The organism is Erythrobacter sp. BLCC-B19, assembly GCF_028621955.1.
Taxonomy (GTDB): domain Bacteria; phylum Pseudomonadota; class Alphaproteobacteria; order Sphingomonadales; family Sphingomonadaceae; genus Erythrobacter.
This window is the reverse complement of record NZ_CP117516.1, coordinates 3,293,681-3,319,790: the sequence shown is the minus strand read 5'-3', so window position 1 is coordinate 3,319,790 and position 26,110 is coordinate 3,293,681. Positions and strand designations below refer to the sequence as shown.

Sequence of the window (26,110 nt, the reverse complement as noted above, 5' to 3'; positions counted from 1 at the left end):
TCAAGCGCTGAACAGATGTTTAGTCTAGGCTCAAAGAATCGCGCACCGGAGAGCCCTGATGGAAGAAATGACAATTCGGCGGATGGAGTTTGCCTTCCAGCCCGACATGGATCTGGTCTTCGTCAAGGACGATCCCGAAATGTCATTCATGTTTCTCGGCGCGTGGATGATGCTGCCCTATCTGGAGCCGTTCCTGATCCGCACCATGCGCGATGCACTGCCGCTGATCCGCGATCCGCAGCTCAAGGAGGATCTCAAGCGTTTCTGCGCGCAGGAGGGCGAGCATTTCAAGCAGCACGCCCGCGCCAATGAACTGATCCGCGCGCTGCACCCTTCCTATCAGGCGCTGCTTCCGCTGGAAAAGGAACTCGATGCCGAATTGAAGGCCTTTACCCGCGACAAGCCGCTCAAGTTCAAGCTCGCCTATGCCGAAGGCTTCGAGAGCATGACCAGCGCCATGTCGCGCGCGCAGTTCGAGGTGGGGCTCTATGACCGCACCGACAGCCCGCTGGCCGATCTGGCCAAGTGGCACGTGATGGAAGAGCTCGAACACCGCACGGTCGCCTTCGATGTCTATGAACACATTGTCGGCAGCTGGTTCTACCGCATGAAGCAGAGCCTGTGGTCGCAGAAGCACTACCTGGGCTGGGTGAAGCGCTTCCGCGATGTGCTGGTGGCGCCGCAGGGCGAGCTGTTTGCGGCCTATGACACGCCCGAGATCAATGCACGGCGCAAGGCCTTCAACAGCCATTACCTGAAGCGCGGGATCCCGCGTGTGCTGGCGACCTATATGCCCTGGTACAATCCGGCCAAGGTCGACCTGCCCGAACAATTCCAGATCGCACGCGCGCATTATTCGCAAACCGCACTGACCACCGCCTGAGACGACAGGAAACTCCATGGAACAGACCCCGCTTCCCATCCCTGCCGCCTTGCAGGAATTCGTCGCGCGCGTGATGGCGCGGCCGATCGTGCCGACGCACTCCGACCAGCAGACCATGCACGTTGGCGCCGATGAACTGCCGTGGATGGAGGCGGGTGACGGCAGCGCGCTCCAGCTGCTCCACGTCGATCTCAACCAGAACCTGTGGGTCTCGAAATCGCGCATCCCGCCGGGCTACCGCGTGCCGACCCACTACCACACCGGCCTCGTCTTCGCGGTGACGCTGCAGGGGCGCTGGTTCTATGCCGAAACGCCCGAGGCGGTGAATTCGCCCGGATCCTACCTGTTCGAGCCTGCCGGATCGCTCCACACCCTCTGCACGCCCGAGGATCAGGAGGGCGACACCATCGCCTGGTTCGCGATCTATGGTGCGAACATCAATGTCGATGCGGATCACAAGATCACCTCGATCGTCGATGCGCGCGCCGCGCTGGAGCTTTACACCGGCTATTGCGAGGCGCTGGGCCTCGATACTGCCAAGCTGATTGTCACGGGAGCCTGAGATGCGTGCGGCTGTCATGCGGGACCGGGCCTTCACCATCGAAGACCGGCCGATGCCCGTCCCCGGCCCGGGCGAGGTCTTGCTGCGCACCCGGCTTTGCGGGATCTGCGGTTCCGACCTCCACCAGTTCAAGCACGCGCGCGAGATCGACGCGACTGCCCGCGCGTTGGGCGCGCCGGGGCAGGATCTCGACAAGGGCATGGTGCTGGGCCACGAATATGTCGGCGAGGTGATCGCCTTCGGGCCGGAGACGCAAGGCACGCTCGCGGTGGGTGACCGGGTGGTCTCGGTGCCCTTCCTGATCCGCGATGGCGCACCCGTGCCGATTGGCGCGAATGTCGAGGTTGACGGTGCCTATGCCGAATATTTCCTCGGCACCGAGGCGCTGCTGCTCAAGATCCCCGATGGCGTTCCCGATGCGGCAGCCGCGCTGGTCGAGCCGCTGGGGATCGCCGTCCACGCAGTCGCCAAGTCGGTGCTGGGCGAGGGCGATGCGCCTTGTGCCGTGCTTGGCTGCGGCCCCATCGGCCTTGCGATCATCGCGGTGCTGAAAATGCGCGGCGTGACCAATATCGTCGCGTCCGACTTCTCGCCCAAGCGGCGCGACCTTGCCCGGCAGATGGGCGCGAGCGAGGTCGTGCATCCGGCCGAGCGCCCGGTGTTCGAGGCGCTCGGGGCGGCAGCGGGCGCGATCATATTCGACTGCACCGGGGTGCGCGGTGTCCTCTCGCAGACGATCAACACCGCGCCCGCGGGCTCGCAGATCGTGGTCGCCGGCATCCCGCAGGGCGAGGACAGCTTCAACCCGATGGTCGCCATCGCCAAGGAGCTGAACCTGCAATTCGTGCTCTACTACACCCCGGCCGAATTTGCCGAAGCGCTGGCGGCGGTGGCCGAGGGCAAGATCGACTGGCAGCCGCTGGTGACCGGCACGGTCGGTCTGGAAGGGATCGGCGAGGCCTTCACCGCGCTCGAAGACCCGGAGCGTCACGCCAAGATCATGATCGACCCCTGGAGCGACGCGCGGCTGTGAACGGAGAGACGATCACGCTCGCCCATGCGGGTCTCGCCTTTTCCGTGCAGGCGCACGGCACCGGGCCGGTCGTGCTCTTGCTCCATGGCTTTCCCGATACGCCTGCGACCTTCGCGCACCAGCTCGGCGCGCTGGCCGAAGCAGGCTATCTCGCGGTGGCGGTAAGGATGCGGGGCTACGAGCCATCGTCCCAGCCTGAGGACGGCGATTACCACGCGGTGCGCATGGCCGAGGATGTGGTGGCCATTGCCGCTGCGCTTTCGGAAGCACCAGTGCATCTGGTCGGCCATGACTGGGGCGCCAATATCGCCTATGCCGCCGCCAGCCTTGCGCCCGAGCGCTTTGCTTCGCTGGTGACCATGGCAGTGCCCCATCCCGTCCGTTTCGGCGAGGCCTTTGCCGCCAACGCCGAACAGCAGGCGCGATCGGCCTATATCCTTGCCTTCCAGACTCGGGGGTTCGAAGCGCAGATCCTCGCCGATGATTGCGCCTATCTTGAAGCCCTGTGGTGCGCATGGTCGCCGGGATGGGACATTCCGGCGGCGCTGCTCGGCGCGATGAAGGCGACCTTCCGCGAACCCGGCGTGGCGCAGGCGGCGCTCGCATACTACCGGCAGGCGTTCGATACCGTCTCGCCCGCCGCGCTGGAAACCGCCGCGCTGTTCACCAAGCCGATCACAGTGCCGACACTTGGGCTATGCGGGGCGGACGACCAGTGCATCGCGCAGGACGTGTTCATGGGCGCGATGCGCGAGAGCGACTTTCCCGGCGGGCTCGAAACCCGCGCGATCCCCGGCGCAGGGCACTTCTGCCACGCCGAAGCGCCGGACGCAGTCAACGCCGCGCTGCTCGACTGGTTCGCGCGTCACCCGGCCTAGTGGGCCTCAGCAGACCTGCATCCCCAGCCAGTCGGCGATCAGGGCGGGCTTGTCCTGCCCCTCGATCTCGACCGTCACCTCGGTCGTGAGCAAGTAACGCCCGCCGCCCTTGTCCTCGAACGCCTTCAACAGATGGCGCGCGCGGATGCGGCTGCCCGAGGGGACGGGCTGGAGGAAGCGCACCTTCTCGAAGCCGTAATTGACGCCCATCTTGATCCCCTGGAGCACGATTGCGCCTTCGGGCTGCATCGATGCGAGCAGCGACAGGGTGAGAAAGCCGTGCGCGATCGTGCCGCCGAAAGGCGTAGCGGCCGCCGCGACCGGATCGACGTGGATGAACTGGTGATCTTCCGTCACTTCGGCAAAGGCGTCGATCCGCGACTGGTCGACCAACTTCCATTCCGAAGCGCCCAGATCGGTGCCGACCAGCGCGGCGGCGGCTTCAGGGTCAATCAATTGCATGGGGGACTCCTCGATATGCGTGACAGGCAGGCAAAAAGGCAGCGCCAGACTGCTGGTCCGACGCTGCCCGAGTTCGGTTCATGGGAAGGCGAACCGATTAGAAGTCGATCGCGAAGCGCGCGCCGACCCGGCGCGGGAAGTTCGGCTGCACGCCGAGCGGGCCGTTGACCAGCGCCACGCGGTTGTTGGTGAGGTTCTCGGCAAACAGGAACAGCTTCCAGCCGCCCTTTTCCAGCCCGGCGCGCAGGTTCAGCTCGTCAAGCTGATCGGAGGCAAGGCCGCTCGAATCGATCTGCTCGGCGCGATAGACATAGCCCGCTGAAAGGCTCGCCTTGGCGTCCCACGATGCGATGTCCCAGCGGTAGCTGGCGCTGAGGTTGAGGCTGCTGTCCGGCACGCCGGGGATCGGCGATCCGGGCGCAGCGCCGGGATTGAAGGCGACGATTGCGGGCAGCACCTTGGTGAACTCGCTGTCGTTGAAGTTGCCCACCGCCTGCAACTGGAACCCGCGCACCGGTTCAAGGGTCAGGCCAAGGTCGATCCCGCGGCTGCGCGCGTCTCCGCCGTTGGAAAGGGTGGCGACGCCGAGGATCGTGGTCTGAAGCTGGATGTCGCTCCAGTCGATATGGTAGAGCGCGATGTCGAAGGTGATGAGGCCATCGGCAATACGGCCCTTGCTGCCGACTTCGTAGCTCCACACGGTGTCGGGCTGGATATCGGTCGGCACCGTCACGCCCAGCGCAGCGCTCGCCGAGGCGGCCTGGGCGGGGGTCTGGAACGATCCGCTGCGGAAGCCCTTGGCGATATTGCCATAGATCAGCACATCATCGCTCGCCTTGAACGACAGGTTGAAGCGCGGATTGAAGGTGTCGAAGGTCGTCCCGTCGGCGGGCGCGGCGGCGTTGGTGTAACGGTCGAAGCCCGAGGTCGAGCGCTTGTCCTCGAAGTAGCGACCACCCACGGTCGCTACCAGCCGCTCGTCGAACAGGGCATAGGACAACTCGCCGAAGATGGCGAAGGCCTCGGTGTCGATCTTGCCGGCCGAATTGATGTTGAACGGCGGGAAGGGCGCAGCGCAGGGCACGATCAGGCCGAGACAGATGTCGCTCTCGATCTGGCCGTTGCTGTAATAGCCGCCGACGAGCCAGCCGAAGGGGCTGTCCCCGTTCGAGGCGAGCCGGATTTCCTGCGTGAAGGCGGTGGTGTCGAAACGGGAATCGTTGCGCAGGATGCCGCCGGCCAGGAACGAGGCGTCGAAATCGAGCACAGAATCGATGTAGGAGGTCGAGCTGGTCAGCTTCGCTGCGCCCAGATCGGCATTGACCACGCCCGACAGCAGGGTGAGGTTGGTCTTGATGTAATTGGGCCGATTGTCCGGGCCGGTGGTGTCATTGAAGCGCGGCGGATCGACATCGTCCATCGCGTTGCGGAAATCGAGCGTGTTCTCGACCCGCCAGGCGCCCAGTTCGACCTCGACCGTATCGCTCACCCGGATGCCGAGCTTGCCGCGGATGTTCCACGATTCCTGATCGTTGACGTCCTTGCGGATGACATTGAACCCGCCCGTTCCGTTGGCACGCGCCAGATCGGCAAAGCCGCCGACGGATTCGTAACCGCCGCTGATCCTGAGCGCGATCTTGCCTTCGGTCAGGGGCACATTGACCACGCCATCGACCGCATAGCTGGGCTCGCCTCCCGCCGTGATCGATCCTTCGATCTGTGCGCGACCGAGCACGTCGTCATAATCGGGCGCGGCGGTGATCATGCGGATCGTCCCGCCCATCGCCCCCTGACCGTAGAGCGTGCCCTGCGGGCCGCGCAGCACTTCGACCCGCTGAAGATCGAACAGGCGCGCGGGCGGGGCAAGCTGGAGGTTGGGGACGCTGAAGGGCACGTCGTCGACATAATAGCCGACCGTCGCATCGCCGGTGGTGCCGCTGGCAATGCCGCGGATCTGGATCGTCTCGAAGCCCGGCGCGGTGCGCGAGACACTCGATGCGCCGGGAATGGATTCGATCAGGTCGTTGAGTTCCTTGGTGCCCTGTTCCTCCAGCGTCTCGCCCGAGATCGCCTGGATCGCCAGCGGCACTTCAAGCAGCGACTGTTCGCGCTTCTGGGCAGTGACGATGATTTCGCCGGGTTGAGCTTCCTCTTCGGCGGTAGTGTCCTGCGCTGCGGCAGGCGCCGCACTCAGCGCAACGGCGAGCGCGGTCATGCCGATGCTGCATTGCAACGGACGTGAATTGTTCAAGCGAGCCATCGGCGATCCTCCCCTCGATATGCGCGGCGCCGGTTCGTGCGACCGATCCTCCGCAATGCCGTATCGCTAAACAAGTGTTCAGTCCTTGGCAAGATCAAACTGAACAAATGTTCTGTCATTCGCCGGTGAAATCGGGCGGGCGCTTTTCGAAGAAGGAGGTCACGCCCTCGCGGAAGTCGGCGGTGCGGGTGGCGAGCAGCCATTGGTCGGCATCGGCGTGCATTACCGCTGCATCGAGCGCGCCGGCATAGGCATTGGCGCTGCGCTTGATCATCTGCACCGCGATCGGCGGCAGGGCGGCGTATTTCTGCGCCAGCGCCGCCGCTTCGGCCGCAAGGTCGGCCTCGGGCACAAGCCGGTCGAAGAAGCCCCAATCGAGCAAGGTCTGCGCATCGAACAGCTCGCCCGTCATCACCATCGTCTTGGCGCGCGAAAGGCCGACGGTCTGGATCGCCAGCGGCAGCGCGTGCCACATCAGATTGATCCCGAGCTTCACCTCGCCATAGCCGATCCGGGTTTCCGGGGTGCCAAGGCGGAAGTCGCAGGCGGTCGCGATGCAGGTCGCGCCGCCGGTCGCGATGCCCTGGATAGCGCAGATGGTCGGCTGGTGGATTTCGCGCAGCGCCCGCATCAGCAGGGCACCTGCCTCAGCCGTGCGGCGCAGATGCACGGTCGGCGGGGTCTCGCCGCCCATCTGGCTGATATCCGCACCCACGCTGAAATGCGCGCCTTCGCCGCGGATCACGACGGCGCGGATGGCGGGCTCATCGCGAAAGCCTTCGGCAATGCCGCGCAGGGCGAGCAGCATCGACGGGGTCAGCGCATTGCGCCTGTCCGCGCGGTTCAGCACCACCGTGGCGACGGCCCCATCGCGCTCAACCCGGATATGTTCGTGGCTCATGCATCGGCCTTTTCTGCGAGACGGCGCTTGAGCGCCTGCTTGTCGATCTTGCTGTTGGGGAGCTTGGGCAGTTCGGGCTCGAAACTGAAGCTCTTGGGAATCTTGTAATTGGCGAGGCGCGGCTTGAGGAAGTCCCGGAGCGCCGGGGCATCGAGCGCCGCATCCCCGGTCTCGATGAAGGCGTGACCGACCTCCTGAAACACAGGATGGGGCACCGGCAGCACGGCCGCGAGCGTCACGGCGGGATGCTCGTTCAAGGCCAGCTCGATCTCGACCGGATAGATGTTGTAGCCGCCCGATTTGAACATCTCCTTCAGCCGCCCGACAAAGGAAATATTGCCGTCGGGCTGCTCGACCCCGATGTCGCCGGTGCGCAGGTAACCGTCGGCGGTGAAAGCCTCGGCCGTGGCTTCGGGGCGGTTGAAATAGCCGCTCATGCAATAGGGGCCGGAGACCTGAATTTCGCCGGGCGTTCCGGGAGGCAGGGGGGTGCCTTGCGCATCGCCGATCCTGATCGTCGCGCCCGGCAAAGCGCGGCCGAAGGTTTCGGCCATGATCTTCGGGGAAGCGCCATCATCCGTCGCGGTGACAATCCCGCAGGTCTCGGTCTGGCCATAGACGTTGTACATCCTGACGCCGGTGGCGTGGACGGGTTTCAGCAACGCCTCGGCGGTCGCGCCGCCGCCGAACACGATCAGGCGATAGGAACCCAATCGCACCGCCCCCGCATCGGGCTGGGCAGCCAGCATCGCGAAGCTGGTGGGGCTGGCGACGAGGTAGGTCAGTTCCTCGCGCGCGGTGATTTCGGCGATCGCGGCAAGATCGACCCGGTGGTGAAACACGATCTTCCCGCCATAGGCGAAGACATTCATGCAGACATTGTTGAGCGCCCCCACATGGTTGATCGGGGCGACGCTGATGGTGCTTTCAAGCCCATCGTCCATCCAGCACAGGTTGCACAAGGCCGCCGCCATGATCGCCCGGTGCGAGAGCATCGCACCCTTGGGCTTGCCGGTGGTGCCCGAGGTGTAGACGATCACCGCAATGTCCTCGGGATCGACCGCGGCGCGGCGTGCGGCAAGATCGGCGTCGGACACGCTTTGGCCGCCTGCAAGGAAGGCCGCGAAGCTCTCGGCCCGGCCGGTGGGCGCGCCGAAGCTGACGAAGCGTTCGACGGCGGCGCCAACCTCCTGCAATTCGGCGCCATAGGGGCGGCCTTCATATTCGCTCACCGTGAACACCAGCCGCGGGGTCGCATCGGCCAGCAGATAGGCATATTCGGGCAGCTGGTAGCGCGGGTTGAGGCCCATCCACACGGCACCCACCGAAACGCTGGCGAGATAGGTCAGCCAGAATTCGAGGCTCGGCGGCACCATGGTCGCCACCCGGTCGCCGGGGCGGATCCCGGCGGCGATGAGGCCGCGCGCAATGGCATCGACCTGCGCGGCGAGGTCGGCATAGGTCAGCCGCAGCTCGCCATCGACGGCGGCTGTCGCGCCGGGGATCGCATCGGCATGGCTCGCCAGCAGATCGTGGATGCGCGTGCAGGCCAGCTGGCGCGCGTATTTGGTCTGGTTGGCTGCCCAGATGTGCTCGATTGGCTGCATGGCCCGTCCTTCGCTTGGAACCCCTCGGCGGGCATCATAAGCGAAAGCGAAGCGACTGAGCAAATGTTTAGTTTGGGGATGGCGGGTTGTCGGGCCGCACGCCGCGGTAGATCAGGTCGATATAGGCCTTGTGCCGTCGCCGCCACAGCTCGCGGTCGAAGCCCGATTTGCCCAGCACCCGCTCGACATAGGGCTCCAGCAGCAGCGTGCCGAGTTCGAGATACATCACCAGCAAGGGCAACCACAGCCGGTCGACATCCGGGCGGATATTGCCGTCGGCGTCCGAACGGTCCACCGCCGTGCGCGCAACGTTGTAGAAGCGGTCGAACAGCCCCGCGCCCCAGTCCGATCCTTCCAGCAGCGCGCGGCGCATATAGGCCTTGGTGAGATCCCAATCGTCGATGTGGCGATTGATCCAATTCTCCGTGAATTCAACCGATTGGGCGATGCCCTCGTCCGCGTTGGCGGGCACCGGGCGCTGTTCGAACAGCACTTCCTCGAACTGCTCGATGAAGTAGCGATCGACCGCTTCGCGCAGGCCTTCCTTCGAGCCGAAGTGGTGGTTGATGAGGCCAACCGAAACATCCGCCGCGGCCGAGATGTCGCGCACGGTGATCCCGTCATAGCCCTTGTCGGCGAACATCCGCATCGCAACCTTGATGAGCCGCAGCTTGCCGTTGGCCTGTTCGGCGGGTTTCGCCTTCCTGGTCGCGCTCTTCGCCATGGGTGTCCCTTCCAAATGTCGAGGCTCTAGCACGCTGAACAGAATCCGGCCACAGCTTGCGTTATGCTGAACATTTGTATAGCAGGGCCGCCAAAGGGAGAGCTGCATGACCGACATCGCCATCGTTTCCACCGCCCGCACCGCGCTCGCCAAGTCGGTGCGGGGGAGCTTCAACGCCACCCATCCGATCGTGCTGGCGGGCCATGCGCTAAGCCATGCCATGACGCGCGCAGGGGTCGATCCGGCGGAGGTCGAGGACGTGATCCTGGGAGTTGGGATGCCCGAGGGGGCGACGGGCTTCAACATTCCGAGGAACGCCGCGATCAAGGCGGGCTGCCCGGTTGCGACCAGCGGGGTGACAGTCAACCGCTATTGCTCCTCGGGGCTTCAGGCGATCGCCTTTGCCGCCAACCGCATCCTCGCCGAAGGCGTGCCGGTGATCGCGGCGGGCGGGGTTGAATCGATCTCGATGGTGCAGCTTTCGGGCCATATGAACATGCACGGCGCGGTCGAACCCGGCCTCTTCGCCAGCCATCCCGCGCTGTGGATGAGCATGATCGAGACCGCCGAGATCGTTGCCGAACGCTATGGCGTCACGCGCGACGCGCAGGATCAATATGCGCTCGAAAGCCAGCAGCGCACCGCCGCGGCGCAGGCCGCGGGCAAGTTCGATGACGAGATCGTGCCGCTCACCACCACCTGGAAGTCGCTCGACAAGGCGACGGGCGAGACCACCGATGTCGAAGTCACCGTTGCCCGCGACGAATGCAACCGGCCCGAAACGACGCTCGAGTCGCTGGCGGGCCTCAAGCCGGTGCTCAGGAACGGCATGACCATGGCCGAGGGCAAGACCGTCACCGCCGGCAATGCCAGCCAGCAATCGGACGGCGCCAGCACGGTGGTGATGATGTCGGGCGCCGAAGCCGCGCGGCGAAACATCGAACCGCTCGGCTTCTTCCGCGGCTTTGCCACCGCCGGCTGCGAGCCGGATGAGATGGGCATTGGCCCGATCTATGCGGTGCCGCGCCTGCTCGAACGCCATGGCCTCAAGGTCAGCGATATCGGGCTGTGGGAGCTGAACGAGGCCTTCGCCAGTCAGGCGCTCTATTGCCGCGACACGCTCGGGATCGATCCGGCGCTCTACAACGTCAACGGCGGTTCGATCAGCGTCGGCCATCCCTATGGCATGACCGGCGCGCGCTGTGTCGGGCACGCGCTGATCGAGGGCAAGCGGCGCGGGGCGCGCTATGCCGTGGTGACGATGTGCGTGGGCGCGGGGATGGGCGCGGCGGGCCTGCTCGAAATCGCCTGAGGCCAGCATGGCGCGCGTGCTTGTCACCGGAGGGCCGGGCTTCATCGGCAGGCGCGTCGTGGCGCGGTTCCTCGGCGCGGAGTGGGAGGTGACCAGCTTCTCGCTGCCCGGCGAGGCGGCGCTTCCCGCATGGGGCAATCGGGTGCGCATGGCCTATGGCGACCTTGCCGACCGTGCGGCGGTGGAGGAAGCGGCGCGGGGGTGCGATCTGGTGATCCACCTCGCCGCGCCGGTCGGGGTCGCGGGCCGTTACCAATGGCAGTGGGACGTGATCGCAGAAGGCACGCGCAACGTCTGCGAGGCGATCGCGGGGCAGGGCGGGCGCGCTGTCGTCGCCTCTTCGATCGCTGTTTATGGCACGCTGATCCAGACGCAGATGTGCCGCGAAGAGCACGGCCACGGCCCGTGGGCGGGTGCCTATGGCCGCGCCAAGCAGGGGCAGGAGATCGTCGCGCGCGAGGTTTCGCAGCGCACCGGAATGCCGCTCACCCTGATCCGCCCGGCCAATGTCTATGGCCTTGGCGGAGCGAGCGCATGGGGTGACCGGCTGCTTGAAGCCATCGCGGCCAGCGGCGGCGCGGTGTTCGGTGCGGCTGAGACGAATGACGCCGGGCTGGTGCACGTCGAAAACCTCGCTGACGCGCTGTTTCTCGCTGGCACCCGGCCCCACGCCATCGGCCGCACTTACAATGTCTGTGACGAAAGCGGCATAACCTGGCGAAGGTTCATGGACGATATGGCCGCCGTGGTGGGCAAGCCTGCGCCCCCGGTGATCCCGCTCGATGCCGCGCTCGCGGTGGTGGCGGCGAACGAAGACCCGTCGCGCCTTGTCGAGCCACGCGATCCGGCCTTGCCATCGATGGAGGGGCTGAACCTCGTAGGCTTTTCCAACCGCATCGATGCAGGCGCGATCCGCCGCGAACTCGGCTGGACGCCGCGCGTGACTTACCCCGAAGCGATGGCTGCCATCGCCCGCGAATGGGCCGAGCGGACATCCCTCACACCCTCAGACCTTTGACCGGAGACCAGCAATGACCATCAGATTCGACAACCGCGTGGCGATCGTCACGGGCGCAGGTGCAGGCCTCGGGCGCAGCCATGCGCTGGGGCTGGCTGCGCGCGGGGCCAAGGTGGTCGTCAATGACTATGGCGGCGGCTCCGGCCCCGATGGCGGCACCAGCGCCGGGGCGGAGGAGACCGTCGCCCTGATCCGCGCCGCGGGCGGCACCGCGATGGCCCACGGCGCGGACGTCGCCAATCCCGAACAGGTCGCCGACATGGTGGGCAAGGCGGTGCGCGACTGGGGGAGCGCCGATATCCTCGTCAACAATGCCGGAATCCTGCGCGACACCAGCTTTGCCAAGATGAGCCTCGCCGACTGGGAGGCGGTGATCCGCGTCCACCTCACCGGCTCGGCAATCTGCACCATGGCCTGCTGGCCGCACATGAAGGCGGCCAATTACGGGCGGATCTGCATGACCAGTTCCTCCTCCGGGCTTTACGGCAATTTCGGCCAATCGAATTACGGCGCGGCCAAGATGGCGGTGGTGGGCCTGATGAACGTGCTCCACATCGAGGGCGCGAAGAACAACATCCGGGTCAACACGCTGGCACCGGGTGCGGCAACGCAGATGACCCGCGATCTGCTGCCGCCTGCCATTGTTGCGATGATGGAGCCCGAGGCGGTCACCCCCGGCCTGCTCTACCTCGTCAGCGAGGATGCGCCCTCGCGCGTGATCCTCGATGCGACGGCAGGCGGCTTTGCGCGCACGGTGATCATGGAGACCGGCGGGGTTCACCTCTCGCCCGAGGACTGCACGCCCGAAAATGTCGCCGCGCAGTTCGCCGCGATCAGCGACTTGACCGGGGCCGAGGCTTACGAACAGGGTGGGCAGCAGGTGACCAAGTTCATCACCAAGGCCGCCGCCGCGATGGGCGTGAGCCTCGGCTGAGGGCGCGGCTTTACGCCGGTCGCGAGCCGTGCGAACCTTGGCCCGTTCCCCGGCCATGTTCCGGGGTTCGGGAACAAAGGGGAGAGGGCCGATGACCACATTGCAGGAACCGATCGCATCGCCGTTCGGATACCGTTCGACCTCGCTAGATGTGGTTGCAGGGATCGATCTTGCGGGCAAGACGGCCTGCGTGACCGGCGGCTATTCCGGGCTTGGCACCGAGATCGTTCGTGCGCTTGCCGCAGCCGGCGCGCGCGTGCTGGTGGCGGCGCGGCGGCCCGACAAGGCGGGTGAAGACCTCGCCGATGTGGCAGGGATGGTCGAGATCCTCGAGTTGGATCTGTCCGACCCCGCTTCGATCGATGCCTGCGCTACACAGGTGGCGGCGCGCGCCGATGGCCTGCATATCCTGATCAACAACGCCGCGATCATGGCCTGCCCGCTGACCCGCGACGCGCGCGGGTTCGAGAGCCAGTTCGCGGTCAACCACCTCGGGCATTTCCAGTTCACTGCCCGGCTCTGGCCGCTGCTTAAGGCAGCAGGGGGAGCGCGGGTCGTCTCGGTCTCGTCGATCGGCCACCGCCTCAATGGATTGGCGCTCGATGATCTGCATTTCGAACATCGCCCCTATGACAAGTGGCTCGCCTATGGGCAGGCCAAGTCGGCCAACGCGCTGTTCGCGCTGCATCTCGACACCTTGGGCGAGGCGCACAAGGTGCGTGCCTTCGCCGTGCATCCGGGCGGCATTGCCACGCCGCTCCAGCGCCATCTGACGCTCGACGAGCAGAAGGCGATGGGCTGGTATGACGAGGCGGGCACCTTGAACCCGATGTTCAAGACTCCGGCCGAAGGCGCGGCGACGGCGGTGTGGTGCGCGACGTCACCCCTCCTTGATGGCATGGGCGGGGTTTACTGCGAGGATTGCAACATCGGCGCCCCGGTCGGCGACCCGCCTCCGCGCGCGAGCGGGGTCTGGCCCCATATCCGCGATGCGGCGCTGGCCGAAGGCTTGTGGGGCAAGTCCGAAGCTATGACCGGCCTATCGTTCCAGCCATGACGCGCTGGCGGCGGCGTAGCGCGCTGTTACGGGGTTTAGGCAAGGCATAACCGCTCATGCCGGGGTTTGCGCAGGTTCAAGGCGATGGACACCCGCCTTGCAAGGCATGGTGCGCAGCGGCCACTGTGTCCCTGGCCTCAGCGCGCCGTCTATCGCGGTTTCGGATCGACGGCTGCACCTGCCAGCTTCACTTGCGAGGCTCCGCCAGAGTGACATCCAAAACGCGGCATAGCCCTGCGCGATAGCCGCGCTTGCAGCGCCCGGTCGACCAAGGATCGTGCCTGCATTGGCGGGCGTTTCATCTAGGGTGCCGGAATTCACCGCTTCTCAATATCACCGCGTTACACCCTCCAGGGCCGCTCTGGCCGTTAGAGGGTTGATTGGCATGAATTTCTTCGGGTCGGGCTGGAACAGGTTCAAGCAGGGCGGCGGCTTTGGCCGCAAGGGGACCGCCGAGGCGGCCTCGCCCAAGATCGCCTCTGAACCGCGCCGCATCTTCGGCAACCGCGAGCGAGGTGATGGCAGCGCTTCTGACGATGCTTCGCCCTTCGCGCGCTTTCTCGAGGCCACCAGGGGCCAGCCCGCCAACGGCTATGGATATGAACGCTACATTTCCTCCCACACCATGCAGAGCCTGTCGCCCGAGGAGCGCGGTGAACTGCTCGCTGATCTTGCAGGTCGGCCGGGTGTTTATGGCGGAGTCCATGACAACACCCGCGAATGCGAGGTCGCTTCCAACGCCTTCTGGACAATGTGGAAGCATGACGTCGCAGTGCGCAAGGAACACCTCGGTCCGCTGCTGCAGCATCTGCTGGAAAATCCTTCCTATCGCAGCGCGGGCTATCTCGATGAGCAAGTCGGCCAGCTGATGAAGCTGATCCGGTCGGCGATCCAGCAGGGTGCCTACATGTCCAGCGCCGATTGCGAAGCACTTGCGGCCATGGCGGCCGCGATCCGCAGTGGATCATCCTATCGCAAGGCCGAAACCAAGAAGATGCTGGCGCGGGCCGAGCGGATCGAGAAGCTGGCGGGAGTTGAAGCCAGTGCGACCGAATTCCTGATGAGCCGGTGTGAGGGGGCAGACAATCCGCACGCGATACAGCCGGCGCCGCATGCCAATGCCGCGTTCTGGGCCAATCTCCTCGCTGAGGTCGCGGCCGCCCTCGACGAAATCCGCCGCGCCACCAAGGGCGGAACAGCGCCAGCCTGGGCACGATCGGCGGGTGCTTTCGAGGCTGAGTGGCCGGCTTGCGGCGACGTTGCGCCGCGTCTTGCGGACTGGAAGGCCGGGGACAGACCCGTTGCCGCCCTCAAGAACGACAATGGCAAGCGCAATGGCTGGAGCAATCCAGACGCCTATCGCCGCCTGCCGGACGTCATCGCGCTGGCCGCTGCCCATTCGCGGTTCATTTGGAACAGCGATCAGATCCCCGGGCTTGAGGTGCTGGCCGATCTCGAGAATTCGGATTGGACGGCGCTCGCAGAACATCTCATCACCCAGCGCCGCGCGCCCCGAAGCACCAAGGCATGGCAAAGGCAGGCATTGGCGCTTTGTGCGCCACTTGGCCTCACTACGGTCGAGGCGCGGTTGCACGACTGGATGGCGCTGTTCCATAGCCCGGCACTGGGGCGCGAGGCCTATACCCGGCTCGTCAATGGCGAAAGGTTTGTCGCGGCCATGGCCCGGCTCGAGAAGGCGCATCCCGATTGGCCGGAGCGTCATGCAGACGAGCTTCGCAAGCTGGGCCGCGCTGTCGCGATTTGCGTTGCGAGTGGCCCCGGGCACACGCTTGCCCCGGACTTTCACCCGCGCCTCGTGCGGCTGGACGATCATGTCTACAAAAACCGCAGTGCGACGACCGGCGTTCTCGGGCTGCTCAATCCCTCTTACCGCAGCGAGGATGGTCGCGGCACGTATCACACGCTTTCCACATGGATGCGGCTGAGCGTCGAGAACGAGGACTTTCTGCGCGGAGCGGTGTGGCTGGCGGCGTTGCTCCCGGACCGCGCGCGGGCGATCACGGCTCTGGAACTGACCGCGCTGGCGGCGGCGACCTACACCACCACGGGTGATGACGGGATGCGATCCAAGGTCATCGCCAATGCCGCGATCGCGACCCTGATCGACATGGGAGGGCCGGACATCGACGCGGCCGTGCTGCGCCTGTCCAAGGGTGTCGAGCACCAGACGGTGCGTGCGCCCTTGGTCGCCTACCTGGAAGGCACCGGCTGAGGCCGGGCTAAAGCCCTTCCTCAGCCGAATTCCTCATAGCCCTTGCGGGTCTTCTCCAGCGTCAGCTTGGTTGCCTCGCGCCGCGCTCTTTCGGCATCCTCATAGGTCTTTACCACGCGCTGGCCCTTGGTGCCGACGCGCCCGAACTCGACGATGAGGTCGGTGCCGTTGACACCGACGCGCCAGAACTTGTTCGAGGCTCCGGCGACGAGGCGGTATTCGGTCATGCCGGGGGTGCCATCTGCTGCGCCTTCCTTGGGCGCGGCGTCCGGCGCGGCTTCGGGTTCCGGCGCAAGGGCGGGTACGGGGAGGGGGGCGAGCCCCGTGCCGGCCACCGGATCAGGATCGGCCAGCTCCCAGCTTGACCGCTCAAGCTCCTGCTCGATCCGGTCAACCACATCGCTACGATTGCGTAACCAGCTGGTGACAGGCACGTCGATGACCCGCCACCCGAAGGCCCGCAGGATCACCGGGCGGAATACGAAGCGTTCCTCGATGCTGCGTTCCTCGGTCGCCGCTCGGTCGAGCAGCACCGCAAGCCGATAGCCTCCGCCAGCCGGATCAACCACCGCCAAGTCGCAGCGGAAGCTTGCTCCACCGACGTGTTCGTGCACCTCGTGCCCGCGCGCCCGCAGCGCTTCGGCAATCGCGCTGCGCACCGGATCGGGCGGCAGCTTGCCATCGAAGGTGCGCGCGGCATCGGGGTTGAGCGTCGCCAGCACCGCCTGCGCCTTGTCCTGCGCGCCGGCCGATTGCGCCTCGGCAAAGGCGAGGAAGCTGCGCAGCGCGCGCGCGCCGTCATTGTGGACGTTGGTGATCGCTTCGGGCGCGATGGTGGTGACGATCGCCATGTGCCGCTTGGCGCGGCTGAAGATCACGTTGAGCCGCTTTTCCCCGCCGCGCTGGTTGATCGGGCCGAAGTTCATCACCATCCGCCCGTCGCGGCCCGGGGCATAGCACACGCTCATCAGGATGATGTCGCGCTCGTCCCCCTGCACATTTTCGAGGTTCTTGACGAACAGCCCGGTGAACTGCCCGTCCTCCTCACGCTCGACCTCGCGGGTGAGGCGGGCGCTGAAATCCTCGTCCTCGGCGGCGAGACGTTCGAGCGCGTCCTCGATCTCGGATTGCTGGGCTTCGGAAAAGGCGACGATGCCGATGCTGAGCCCGGTCTCGCGCCGCAGCAGATCGCGCACCAGCCCGGCGATATAGCGCGCCTCGGGCAGGTTGGCGCGGCGGTCATAGACCCCGTCGGCGATCCGGTGGGTGGTGATCGGCGCGGCGAGCAGCGTCTCGACGCCTGCGGCCCATGCGGCATCATCATCCGACATCACCGGCCCATCGCCTCCTGCGCGCTGGCGCAAGGAACGGTCGGGGATGGTCACCAGCTCGCCGGCATAGAACGCCGCGTTCGAGAAGCTGATCAGCGCCTCGAACCGGCTGCGGTAATGCCACGCCAGCAAGGTCGCAGGCAGGTTGCGCGCGGCCTGTGCGAGCAGGCTGTCGGCATCGAGCACGATCGCGATCCGCTCGCCATCCTCCTCGGCGAGGACTTCCATCTCCTCGTCCGACTGGGCGGCGCTGAAGAAGCTGGTGGGGGGCAGCTGCATCTCGTCGCCGACGATCACCACCTGCCGCGCGCGGCACAGCGCGGGGACGGCGTCTTCGGTCGGCACCTGGCTCGCCTCGTCGAAGATCACCACGTCGAACAGGTCGGGTTGCAGCGGCAGCGTGTCGGAGACCGAGAGCGGGCTCATCAGCCACACCGGTTTCAGATCATTGACCACCCGGCCACTGTCCGCGCTCGCCAGTTCGCGGATCGATTTGTAGCGCATGGTCTTGCCGAATTCATGCTCCAGCTCGCGCCGGCCATTGGCATAGACCTTCTTGAACTCGCGCCCGGCAGGGTCGAGCTGGGTGACCGAGGTTTCGGACAGCTTCACATTGTCGCGGAAGCTGCGGTGGAGCGTCGCGCGGATCGCGGCGGCGTTCTGGTCGCGCAGCAGATCGCGCGCGGCAGCGGCACGGCGCGACAGGGCGATCATGCGGTCGGCATCGAAGCGGCGGATGTCGGGATTGGCGCGTTCGCGCACCGCGATGTCCTCGTCCACCACCAGCGCCTCGATCGCGGGCAGCGGCAGGGCGAGGCCGGTGAGCGCGGCAGCAATCGCGGGCGGGGCGGCGTGAACCTGCGCCAGATGCGGCAGCAGGTCGGGCAGATCATCGAGGTTCTCGCGCAGATCGCGCAAGGCCTCGCCCAGATCATCGAGGCTCATCGCCTCGTGCCCCTCGGCCAGATCGGACAGCTGGCGATCGAGCGCGGCCATGGTGGCTGCGTGCTGGGCCAGCCGGGCGAGCAGCGATTGCCCCTCGGCGGTCTGCATCAGCCCCAGCACCCGCGCGGATGGCCGGGCCGGGGTGGTGCGCGTCAACTGGCTGCGCAGATCGAGCAAGGCTGCCAGATCGGGCGTGCCCAGCCGCTGCGCAAGCCCGCCGCGCGCCTCGGCCAGAGCGGCACGCGCATGGTGCAGGGCGGCGAGATTTTCGAGCACCGCGGCAACCTTCGGTCTCACCGCGTGTCCGGCGAAATCGTATCGTGCAGCCACCGTCGCCTTGAGCGTGCGCCACGCGCCGCTGAAAAACGCGAACAGCGAACCTTCCTTCGCCCGCGCCAGTTCGAGCGCGGCGGCGGTATCGGCGGGGCTCAATGGATCGTGCCACCCGGCAGCAGCGCTGGCAGCGGCTGCCTCGGCGCTCTCGCGCATGGTGATGGCGGCGAGATCGGTTCCGAGCGCCTGCGATTCGGGCGATGCCGGATCTAGCAGGCTGGGCGAGCGCGCCAGACCACTGGCGACCAGCCGCTCTGCCAGCACCACCGCATCGACCGCATCGGTAAAGGCGATGTCGCCCGCCAGCGGCGTGTCGGGGTCGGCCAGCAGCGGATCGAGCCGCTGCAACAGGCTCTCGACCATACCCAGCGCCGCTTCGACCTCGGCATAGGGACGCTCGCGCATGAGCAGGGCGGGTTTCAGCCGGGCGAGCGGGTGGGCGGCGAGGCTGGCCGCGCCGGTCAGCTCGTGCACCGCGCGGGTGACGCGCGCGGCCATGTCGCGGTGCGCGTCCCACAGCATCAGCGGCGGCAGCGCCTCGCGCGCGGCGGCACCGATCCCTTGGGGCGGGGCGGGCAGGGCAGCCGCGCGGCGCACCAGATCGCGCAAGGCCAGCGCGCCGTCGCCGCCTGCGCCGACCGCGGCCTCGAAGGCGGCGATCTGGCGCAGATGTTCGCTCAGCGCGGCAACCGTCTGCGCGCGGGCGGCGCGGGCGTCATCCAGCCCGTCAGGCGTCTTGCCCCAGCGTTCGTAATGTTCGCCAAGATCGGCGATGAAGGCCTTCTTGTCGTCCTGCGCATCGTGAATGATCGTCGCCAGCCCATCCAGTCCGGCCTGTCCGAGCCGGTGGTACACCACGTCCAGCGCCGCGCGTTTCTCGCACACGAACAGCACGCGTTTGCCGCGCCCGGCATAGTCGGCGATGAGGTTGGTGATGGTCTGCGACTTGCCCGTGCCTGGCGGGCCCTGGATGATGTAGCTGCGCCCCGTGCGCGCAAAGGCGACCGCCTGATCCTGCGTCGCATCGCTGGCGACCACGCCCCATTGTTCGGCCGGCGGGATCGGCGGCGGGGCTTCCTCGACAAAGGGGCGCGGCTCGATCGAGAACACCTGATCGAACGCCGGTTGCACCTCGGGCGTGTCGATCAGCGCGTTGTAATCGCGCACCAGCGACATCTTCTTGTAGTTGAAATTGGCAAGCGTCACGCCGGTGAGGTCGATCTCCCAGGCGAACTTGTGCCCCTCGCCGCTGGCCTTGCCATAGGCCATGCTCTCGGTCTCGGCGACCATCAGCTCGCGCTTGGGCCGGTAGCCGCCGCCGACAGCGATGCGCTGCGGCAGGGGATCGGGCTTCACGAACTTTTCGAACAGGGCAAGGCCAAGCGGGCGATAATCGCCGCGCGCATAGCTGAAATCGGCCTTGGCGCTGATCGTCTCGCGGCTGCCGGGGCGGCGGCGGTTGTAGGTGTTGACCCGCGCCACCGCGCGCTGGAGGATCAGGCGGATCGCCGGGCGGTCCTGCAATTCCAGCCGCACGCCGGGCTCGCTGTCATGGATCTGGCGGCGGATCGCCTCGTGGATCGCGCTGATCGGGGTCTGGGAGAGATCGACCGTCTCGGGCAGGTCGATGGCATAGAGCTGGCGCAGCATGTGGCGCAGCGCCGGGTTGAATTCGGCGATGCTCTCGGGGCAGGTCATCACATATTGATCGCGCACGCCCTTGCGCTTGGTGACCTCGACCGGGAGCCACAACAGGGGCGAGCTGATGCGCTCTTCCGGCGCCTCGCGCAGATTGTGCCAGTGCAGGAAGGCGACCGTCAGACGCAGGCTGGAGAAGCCGTATTCGTTGCGGTTGCGGCGGTTTTCCTGAATGATCCGGTCAAGCTGCGACGGGATCTGCGGCTGATCTTCAAACCGCAGCCAGCGGTTGAGCGGCACAGCCTTGCCCGCCAGCACGTCCTTGGCGAAGGCCCCCTGCCAGGTGCACAGCGCGTCAGCCCGCACGCTTTCGATCCGCATCACGATAGGGATGCTGGCATCGGTGAAGTTGATCGAGCTTTGCGTCGGGCGGAAATGGATCAGGCGGTTGCGGCGCGAGAGATCAAACAGTCGGTCGCGCAGGTGGCTGAGCACCGCCGTGCGCCGCCCCGGCACGCCCTGCGCTTCGGCCAGCACCCGTTCGACATCGATGCTGACCGGCTGATCGCGCCAGGTATCCAATCGCTGGGCCAGTTCGGCGACATTCTTGGCGCGTTCGTGGCGGTTGAGGTGGGTCGCCTCGAGGATCAGCGAGACGATCACCGGATGCATCCGCGGGGCGATGGCGAACAGGTTGTCGCGGTGGCTGGAGAACCGCTCCAGCGCGTCCTTGTCGGCAAAGTCGAGGCCGGTGGCCAGCGCGGCCATCACCATGCCCAGCTGGAAGACATCGGTGATCTCGTCATGGTGGCCGAGCACGGTCTCCCAGTTGCGAAAGCCCGTGATGAAGGCCGGTTCGGTCGGGGCGGGGTCTTCGCCGTCCAGCACCTGCAGATCGTCGACCCGCGTGCCCTGCGCCTCGTCCTGCGTGACGCGGTAATTGCCCACCAGCTTGAGCGCGCTCGATACCTGCGGCTGCACCGCATGGATCGCGGCAAGGTTGCTGCGCGGCTGCGCTCCGGCAGGGTTGGCAAGGGCAAGCTGGCCGTCCTCGGTCTCGATCACGCTGGCTGGCCCGATGTCGGCGACGCGGCCCTCGGCATGGAGCGCGGCGACCTGCCGCATCAGGCCGAGCATGGCGTGGACCAGATCATCGGGCGTCAGGCGCCGGCCCTCGGCAAGGACAGTGCCGAGCGGGCGCAGGGACGTAGCGGCGGCGGTGTCGGTCATGTCGGTGCTCATGCTGCCTTGGCGGCCTGTGCCACCAACTTGTCGGCGCGGGCCTTGGTCCATTTGAGATCGCGCCGCAGCGCTCCGGTCAGCCGCTCGGTCGCGCCGATGGCGGCGGCGGTCTTGGCGGCGGCGAGCATCACCACTTCGGTCGCGTCGGGATCGGCATGGGCAAGGTCGAACATCAGCGCGATGAAATAGTCGCGCGTGGCATCGTCGATCCGCTCGGCCGCGATTTCGGCGAGATCGAGCGGGGTTTCGGCCACGGTGCCGAAATCGGGGAAGATCGCGCGCAGCTGGGTCGCGATTTCCTCGCTGCCCGGATCGGCGCTGCCCATGAACCGGGCGAGAAAGCCGCGCGTCATGCCGGTCAGCCGCTTCTGGCCGATGAGGTCAAGCGCCTCGATTGAGAGCGGGCCGTGGAGGTGCCGCTCCAGCCAGTCGGGCAGAGCGGGGTCGCCCTCCCACCACAATTGCAGCGCGCGGGCGCGCAGGTAGGATTCGGGGTGCGAGGCGCCCTGCGACTTGCCGCCGGTCGCCTCCAGTTCCTGCGCCTGGCGCAGATAGGCGGCCGGATCGACCGTGCCGAGCCCGGTCATCACCTTGACCAGCACCGCAATCGCCGGCCCCGGCGCGCCCGCCGCAATGGCCGCGCCGCGATCGGCGAAAAGTTCGGTGTGGAGGCTCAAAAGGCGCGCGGTTTCGCGGTGCGAGGGCTTGGCATCGGGATAGGACAGCGCATGGTCGAACACCCGGCTGGCGCGGTAATGCTTCCGCTCGCCCAGCGACCACAGCAGGTAATGCGACAGCTCGTGCCCCATCAGTGCGAGCAGTTCTGCCGGATCGAGCCTGTCGAGGATCGGGCCGAAGAACACCAGATGGATCTCCCCCGGCACATAGACCAGCGAGGCGTTCATGGTGCCGTCGTTCGCCTGATAGAGCGTCACCGGCGCCTCGATCCCCAGCCGCGCCATGGCGGTCTGGCACGCCGCGAACACCTCGGGATGGCTCGATGCTTCGAGCCGGTAGGTGCCGCGCAGCATGGAATCGCGGATCGTGTCGGCCTCCTGCGCCAGCCCGTCGGAAGCCGACCACTCCCATGCATGGCACTCCTCTTCGCGCAGATAGGCGATCACGGCATCGTGATAGGCTAGCGGCAAAAGCGTGCGCTGGGAGGTGGTGTCAGACATGGGCAAAGCACTCGCGCGACCGTGGGGCGGCGCGGCTATAGCGCGCACCGCTTAAGGCACAGTAACCATGGAAACGTCACGAATATAGCGGCTTTTGTCAGCGCCGCGTGCGCTCAGCAGACCCGCGCTTCGACTGTGCCGATCCCTTTGAAACCGGCGTGGATGTGGCTGCCCGGCGCTATCGGGTGCACCCCGGTAATCGCGCCGCTCGAAATCCACCAGCCCGGCTGGATCGCGATCCCGCGTGCGACAAGGTTGCTTATGAGGAACCGCGCTGCGCCGAACGGCCCGTCAAGCATGGTCGCCGTGGTTGCGCGCCCGACCAGCGCGCCATCGATGGCGAGCGTCACTTCGACCTCGTCCAGTGCGTCCCAGTCAGCGCGCGGCACCACCGGGCCGAGCAGCAGCCCGGCATTGTTGCCGTGGTCGGAAATGGTTACGCACGGCCCGTCAGCATTGATCCGGGCATAGGGCGAGGAGGCGATTTCGATGCCGATGCGCACCTCGTCGATCCATGCCTTCGCCTCATCGCGGGTGGCGGGCAGGGGGCCGGATTGCGGAGCGAGGCGGAGCATGAACTCGGCCTCTGCCGCGGCAAATCCGCCGTGGAATACCGGGAATTCGCAAAGGCCTTCGCCAGCGGTGATGACAGTGTCGCGGAACGCCGGGCCGACCAGCCGGTCAGCACCCAGCAGCGCATCATTGGGCGGGTTGATCCGCCCGACCTTCCATCCGCCGATGTCGCGGTTCCACAGCGCCAGCGCACTGTCCTGCACGGCATAAGCGCTGGCCAGATCGCGGGGGCGGGTGCCCGGATAGTCGCGGATCGCGGCGCCGCTGCGCCGCGCGGCGACAAACGCCTCTGCGATCTCGCGCGCTTCCGAAATGACCATTTTGCTCTCGTCGTCCTGCCCCACAGATCAGAGCCTTGGCGAAAAAGGAAACCGGTGTCAAAAGCTTTCTTGAGCGCCGCCGCATCCGCAGGGAGCGCGCCTTTTGCAATCGCGCAAATGCCCACTAGAAGGGGGTGTGCCCTTACAAGAGATGATCACGATCAACGATGGCCAAAGCAAGCAAGACGCCTACGATCAATGATGTGGCCCGATTGGCGGGGGTCTCGAAAAAGACTGTCAGCCGTGTGATCAACCGTTCCGCGCTGCTGAGCGAGGACACCCGCACGCGGGTCGAAACGGTGATCGCCCAGCTTGGCTATGTCCCCAACCCGCAGGCCCGCGCGCTCGCGCTGCGGCGCAATTTCCTGCTCGGCCTGCTGCATGACAACCCCAATGCGCAGACCGTCCTGAACTTCCAGGAAGGCGTGCTCGACGCGATCCGCGATACCGAATTCGCGCTGGTCGTGCGTCCGGTCGATCGCCATTCGCCGACGATGCTGGAGGACATCCGGCACTTTCTCGAACAGCAGCGACTTTACGGCGTGCTGATTTTGCCTCCGATTTCAGAGAACGACGCGCTGGCGCATCTGTGCCTGGAAATGGGCTGCGGCTATGTGCGGATGGGTTCGGCGCTACTGGATGATGGCGACCACATGGTCGCCTCGAACGACCGCGAGATGGTCGCACAGGCCGTCGATCACCTTGTGGCGCTCGGCCACCGCCGGATTGCTCTGATCGAAGGGCCGCAAGGCTTCCGTTCCGCCCTTGAACGGCGAGAGGGGTTTCTCGCGGCCATGGCGGCGCATGGGCTGGAGGTGCCGGCGACCGCGCGAGGACAGGGCACCTACAGGTTCGATTCGGGGCTGGCGGCCGCACAACAGCTGCTCGACGGCCCGACCCCGCCGACGGCAATTTTCGCAAGCAATGACGAGATGGCAGCAGGCGCGCTTCACGCCGCTCGCCAGCGCGACCTCAGCGTGCCCGATGACTTGTCGATCATCGGGTTCGACGATTCGCCGATTGCTGCCCACCTCTGGCCGCCGATGACGACGGTGGGGTGGCCGGTTCGCGAGATGGGGCGGGCTGCGGCACTGAAGATCATCGCGCCCGCTGATGCCCGCGCCCAGCAACACCGTTTCCCCGCAACGTTGGTCAAACGCCAGTCGGTCGCCCCGGCCAAACGCTAGGGTGGCAGTGAAAAGTGCGGTTGAAACCGGGCCCGTTTTGCGGCTATGCGAGCTTTTGACACCGGTTTCCTAAGGTTGCCGGGCAGGGAAGGACATTAGCCATGAGAATCGCGCTCATCACTGAGAACAGCCAGGCGGCCAAGAACCCGATCATCCACGAAGCCTTGACCGCAGTGGCCGAGCCCATGGGGCACACTGTTTTCAATTACGGGATGTACACGGCCGAGGACTCCGCCTCGCTGACCTATGTGATGAACGGGCTGCTCGCCGGTATTCTGCTGAACAGCAAGGCCGCCGATTTCGTCGTCACCGGCTGCGGCACGGGGATGGGCTCGATGCTCGCCTGCAACGCCATGCCGGGCGTGTTCTGCGGGCTGGTGATCGACCCGACCGATGCCTTCCTGTTCAGCCAGATCAACGCAGGCAACGCAGTCTCGATGCCCTATGCGAAGGGCTTTGGCTGGGCCGCCGAACTCAATCTCCAGGATTGCTACCACAAGCTGTTCGAGGGTGAGCCGGGTGCGGGCTATCCCAAGGAACGCGCGGCGATCATGGCCACCAATCGCGGCAAGCTTGCCGATCTCAAGGCGGCCTCGTGCCGCGAGATGCTGGAAGTGCTGAGCGCGGTCGATCAGGACTTGCTGCGCGCGGCCATCGCGGGCGAAAGGTTCGCCGAATATTTCTACCCCAATTGTCAGGATGATGGCATCGCTGCCTATCTGAAGGCGCTGTAAGCATGGCGATTTCGTTCGATCTGACCGGCAAGCGCGCGCTGGTGACCGGGGCCAACACGGGCATCGGGCAGGCGATCGCGGTCGCGCTGGCCGAGGCGGGGGCCGACGTCGCGCTGGCCGGTCGCAGCGCGCCCGATGAAACGCTGGCCCTGATCGCCGCGACAGGCCGCAAGGCGGTGGATCTGCGCGCCGATCTCGGCTCGATCGCCCCGGTTGCAGGGCTGGTCGATGAGGCGGTGGCAGCACTCGGCGGGCTCGATATCCTCGTCAACAATGCCGGGATCATCCGCCGCAACGACCTTTCGGATTTCACCGAGGAGGATTGGGATGCGGTGGTGGATACCAACCTCAAGACCCTGTTTTTCCTCAGTCAGGCGGCCGCGCGCGTGATGGTCGGGCAGGGCGGGGGCAAGATCATCAACATCGCCTCGCTCCTGAGCTTTCAGGGCGGCATTCGCGTGCCGAGCTATGCGGCGGCGAAATCGGGCGTGGCGGGGCTGACCAAGGCGATGGCGAACGAACTTGCGCCCAAGGGCGTGCAGGTCAACGCCATTGCGCCGGGCTATATTGGCACCAACAACACCGCTGCGCTTCAAGCGGATGAAACGCGCAACCGCCAGATCCTTGAGCGGATCCCCGCCGGGCGCTGGGGTCGCCCGGAGGATATCGCGGGCGCAGCGGTTTTCCTCGCCAGCCCGGCTTCGGACTATGTCACCGGCCACATTCTCGCGGTCGACGGCGGCTGGCTGGCGCGGTAGCATCGTC

General features: G+C 66.3%; 20 protein-coding genes. 12 read left to right on the top strand and 8 right to left on the bottom strand.

Features of this window, described 5'->3' with window-relative positions:
• The first annotated feature begins 58 nt into the window (after positions 1–58).
• The 4 genes from PS060_RS15575 to PS060_RS15560 are packed head-to-tail and all read left to right on the top strand — an operon-like array spanning position 59 to position 3,356.
• Positions 59–883: a metal-dependent hydrolase gene (locus PS060_RS15575; protein ID WP_273984426.1), complete on the top strand. Its 825-nt coding sequence runs from the start codon at positions 59–61 to the stop codon at positions 881–883.
• Between the two features lie 16 nt (positions 884–899).
• The gene (locus PS060_RS15570; protein WP_273984425.1) at positions 900–1,445 is read left to right on the top strand and encodes a 2,4'-dihydroxyacetophenone dioxygenase family protein; all 546 of its coding nucleotides are present in this window, start codon (positions 900–902) and stop codon (positions 1,443–1,445) included.
• 1 nt (position 1,446) lies between these two features.
• Complete coding sequence (locus PS060_RS15565; protein WP_273984424.1) at positions 1,447–2,478, top strand: zinc-binding dehydrogenase; 1,032 nt, start codon at positions 1,447–1,449, stop codon at positions 2,476–2,478.
• Entirely contained in the window at positions 2,475–3,356 is an 882-nt protein-coding gene (locus PS060_RS15560) for an alpha/beta fold hydrolase (protein ID WP_273984423.1), read from the top strand. Before PS060_RS15565 ends, PS060_RS15560 begins: the two co-directional genes overlap by 4 nt.
• Positions 3,357–3,362: 6 nt before the next feature.
• Here the strand turns inward: PS060_RS15560 and PS060_RS15555 are convergent, their stop codons facing one another.
• From PS060_RS15555 to PS060_RS15535, 5 genes are all read right to left on the bottom strand, one after another.
• On the bottom strand, positions 3,363–3,818 hold the full coding sequence (locus PS060_RS15555; RefSeq protein ID WP_273984422.1) for a MaoC family dehydratase: 456 nt from the start codon (positions 3,816–3,818) through the stop codon (positions 3,363–3,365).
• A 97-nt stretch (positions 3,819–3,915) separates the two neighbouring features.
• The gene (locus tag PS060_RS15550; protein WP_273984421.1) at positions 3,916–6,033 is read right to left on the bottom strand and encodes a TonB-dependent receptor; all 2,118 of its coding nucleotides are present in this window, start codon (positions 6,031–6,033) and stop codon (positions 3,916–3,918) included.
• A gap of 160 nt (positions 6,034–6,193) precedes the next feature.
• Positions 6,194–6,979: an enoyl-CoA hydratase/isomerase family protein gene (locus PS060_RS15545; RefSeq protein ID WP_273984420.1), complete on the bottom strand. Its 786-nt coding sequence runs from the start codon at positions 6,977–6,979 to the stop codon at positions 6,194–6,196.
• The gene (locus tag PS060_RS15540; RefSeq protein WP_273984419.1) at positions 6,976–8,586 is read right to left on the bottom strand and encodes a class I adenylate-forming enzyme family protein; all 1,611 of its coding nucleotides are present in this window, start codon (positions 8,584–8,586) and stop codon (positions 6,976–6,978) included. Before PS060_RS15540 ends, PS060_RS15545 begins: the two co-directional genes overlap by 4 nt.
• A 67-nt stretch (positions 8,587–8,653) precedes the next feature.
• The gene (locus PS060_RS15535) at positions 8,654–9,310 is read right to left on the bottom strand and encodes a TetR/AcrR family transcriptional regulator (protein ID WP_273984418.1); all 657 of its coding nucleotides are present in this window, start codon (positions 9,308–9,310) and stop codon (positions 8,654–8,656) included.
• 106 nt (positions 9,311–9,416) lie between these two features.
• On the opposite strand from PS060_RS15535, the gene PS060_RS15530 reads away from it, so the two are divergent.
• From PS060_RS15530 to PS060_RS15510, 5 genes are all read left to right on the top strand, one after another.
• Complete coding sequence (locus tag PS060_RS15530) at positions 9,417–10,622, top strand: acetyl-CoA C-acyltransferase (RefSeq protein ID WP_273984417.1); 1,206 nt, start codon at positions 9,417–9,419, stop codon at positions 10,620–10,622.
• 7 nt (positions 10,623–10,629) lie between these two features.
• Positions 10,630–11,640, top strand: a complete 1,011-nt coding sequence (locus tag PS060_RS15525) for an NAD-dependent epimerase/dehydratase family protein (RefSeq protein WP_273984416.1) — start codon at positions 10,630–10,632, stop codon at positions 11,638–11,640.
• A 13-nt stretch (positions 11,641–11,653) separates the two neighbouring features.
• On the top strand, positions 11,654–12,574 hold the full coding sequence (locus PS060_RS15520; RefSeq protein ID WP_273984415.1) for an SDR family NAD(P)-dependent oxidoreductase: 921 nt from the start codon (positions 11,654–11,656) through the stop codon (positions 12,572–12,574).
• Positions 12,575–12,665: 91 nt separating this feature from the next.
• Positions 12,666–13,631, top strand: coding sequence for an oxidoreductase (locus PS060_RS15515; RefSeq protein ID WP_273984414.1), 966 nt, complete (start codon positions 12,666–12,668; stop codon positions 13,629–13,631).
• Positions 13,632–13,938: 307 nt separating this feature from the next.
• Positions 13,939–15,864, top strand: coding sequence for a hypothetical protein (locus PS060_RS15510; protein WP_273984413.1), 1,926 nt, complete (start codon positions 13,939–13,941; stop codon positions 15,862–15,864).
• A 20-nt stretch (positions 15,865–15,884) separates the two neighbouring features.
• Here PS060_RS15510 and PS060_RS15505 read toward each other — a convergent pair whose 3' ends face one another.
• The 3 genes from PS060_RS15505 to PS060_RS15495 all read right to left on the bottom strand — a co-directional run bounded on the left by PS060_RS15505 (position 15,885) and on the right by PS060_RS15495 (position 23,424).
• Positions 15,885–21,341: an AAA domain-containing protein gene (locus PS060_RS15505; RefSeq protein ID WP_273984412.1), complete on the bottom strand. Its 5,457-nt coding sequence runs from the start codon at positions 21,339–21,341 to the stop codon at positions 15,885–15,887.
• Between the two features lie 8 nt (positions 21,342–21,349).
• Positions 21,350–22,531 carry a hypothetical protein gene (locus PS060_RS15500; RefSeq protein ID WP_273984411.1) on the bottom strand — a complete coding sequence of 394 codons (1,182 nt, stop codon included), beginning with the start codon at positions 22,529–22,531 and terminating at the stop codon, positions 21,350–21,352.
• Between the two features lie 113 nt (positions 22,532–22,644).
• A complete protein-coding gene (locus PS060_RS15495) occupies positions 22,645–23,424 on the bottom strand; it encodes a 2-keto-4-pentenoate hydratase (RefSeq protein ID WP_273984410.1) in 780 nt (259 codons plus the stop codon).
• A gap of 167 nt (positions 23,425–23,591) precedes the next feature.
• Here PS060_RS15495 and PS060_RS15490 point away from each other — a divergent pair, with 167 nt between their 5' ends.
• From PS060_RS15490 to kduD, 3 genes are all read left to right on the top strand, one after another.
• A complete protein-coding gene (locus PS060_RS15490; RefSeq protein ID WP_273984409.1) occupies positions 23,592–24,611 on the top strand; it encodes a LacI family DNA-binding transcriptional regulator in 1,020 nt (339 codons plus the stop codon).
• 101 nt (positions 24,612–24,712) lie between these two features.
• Positions 24,713–25,345 carry an RpiB/LacA/LacB family sugar-phosphate isomerase gene (locus PS060_RS15485; protein WP_273984408.1) on the top strand — a complete coding sequence of 211 codons (633 nt, stop codon included), beginning with the start codon at positions 24,713–24,715 and terminating at the stop codon, positions 25,343–25,345.
• A gap of 2 nt (positions 25,346–25,347) precedes the next feature.
• On the top strand, positions 25,348–26,103 hold the full coding sequence (gene kduD, locus PS060_RS15480) for a 2-dehydro-3-deoxy-D-gluconate 5-dehydrogenase KduD (protein WP_273984407.1): 756 nt from the start codon (positions 25,348–25,350) through the stop codon (positions 26,101–26,103).
• Positions 26,104–26,110: the final 7 nt, after the last annotated feature.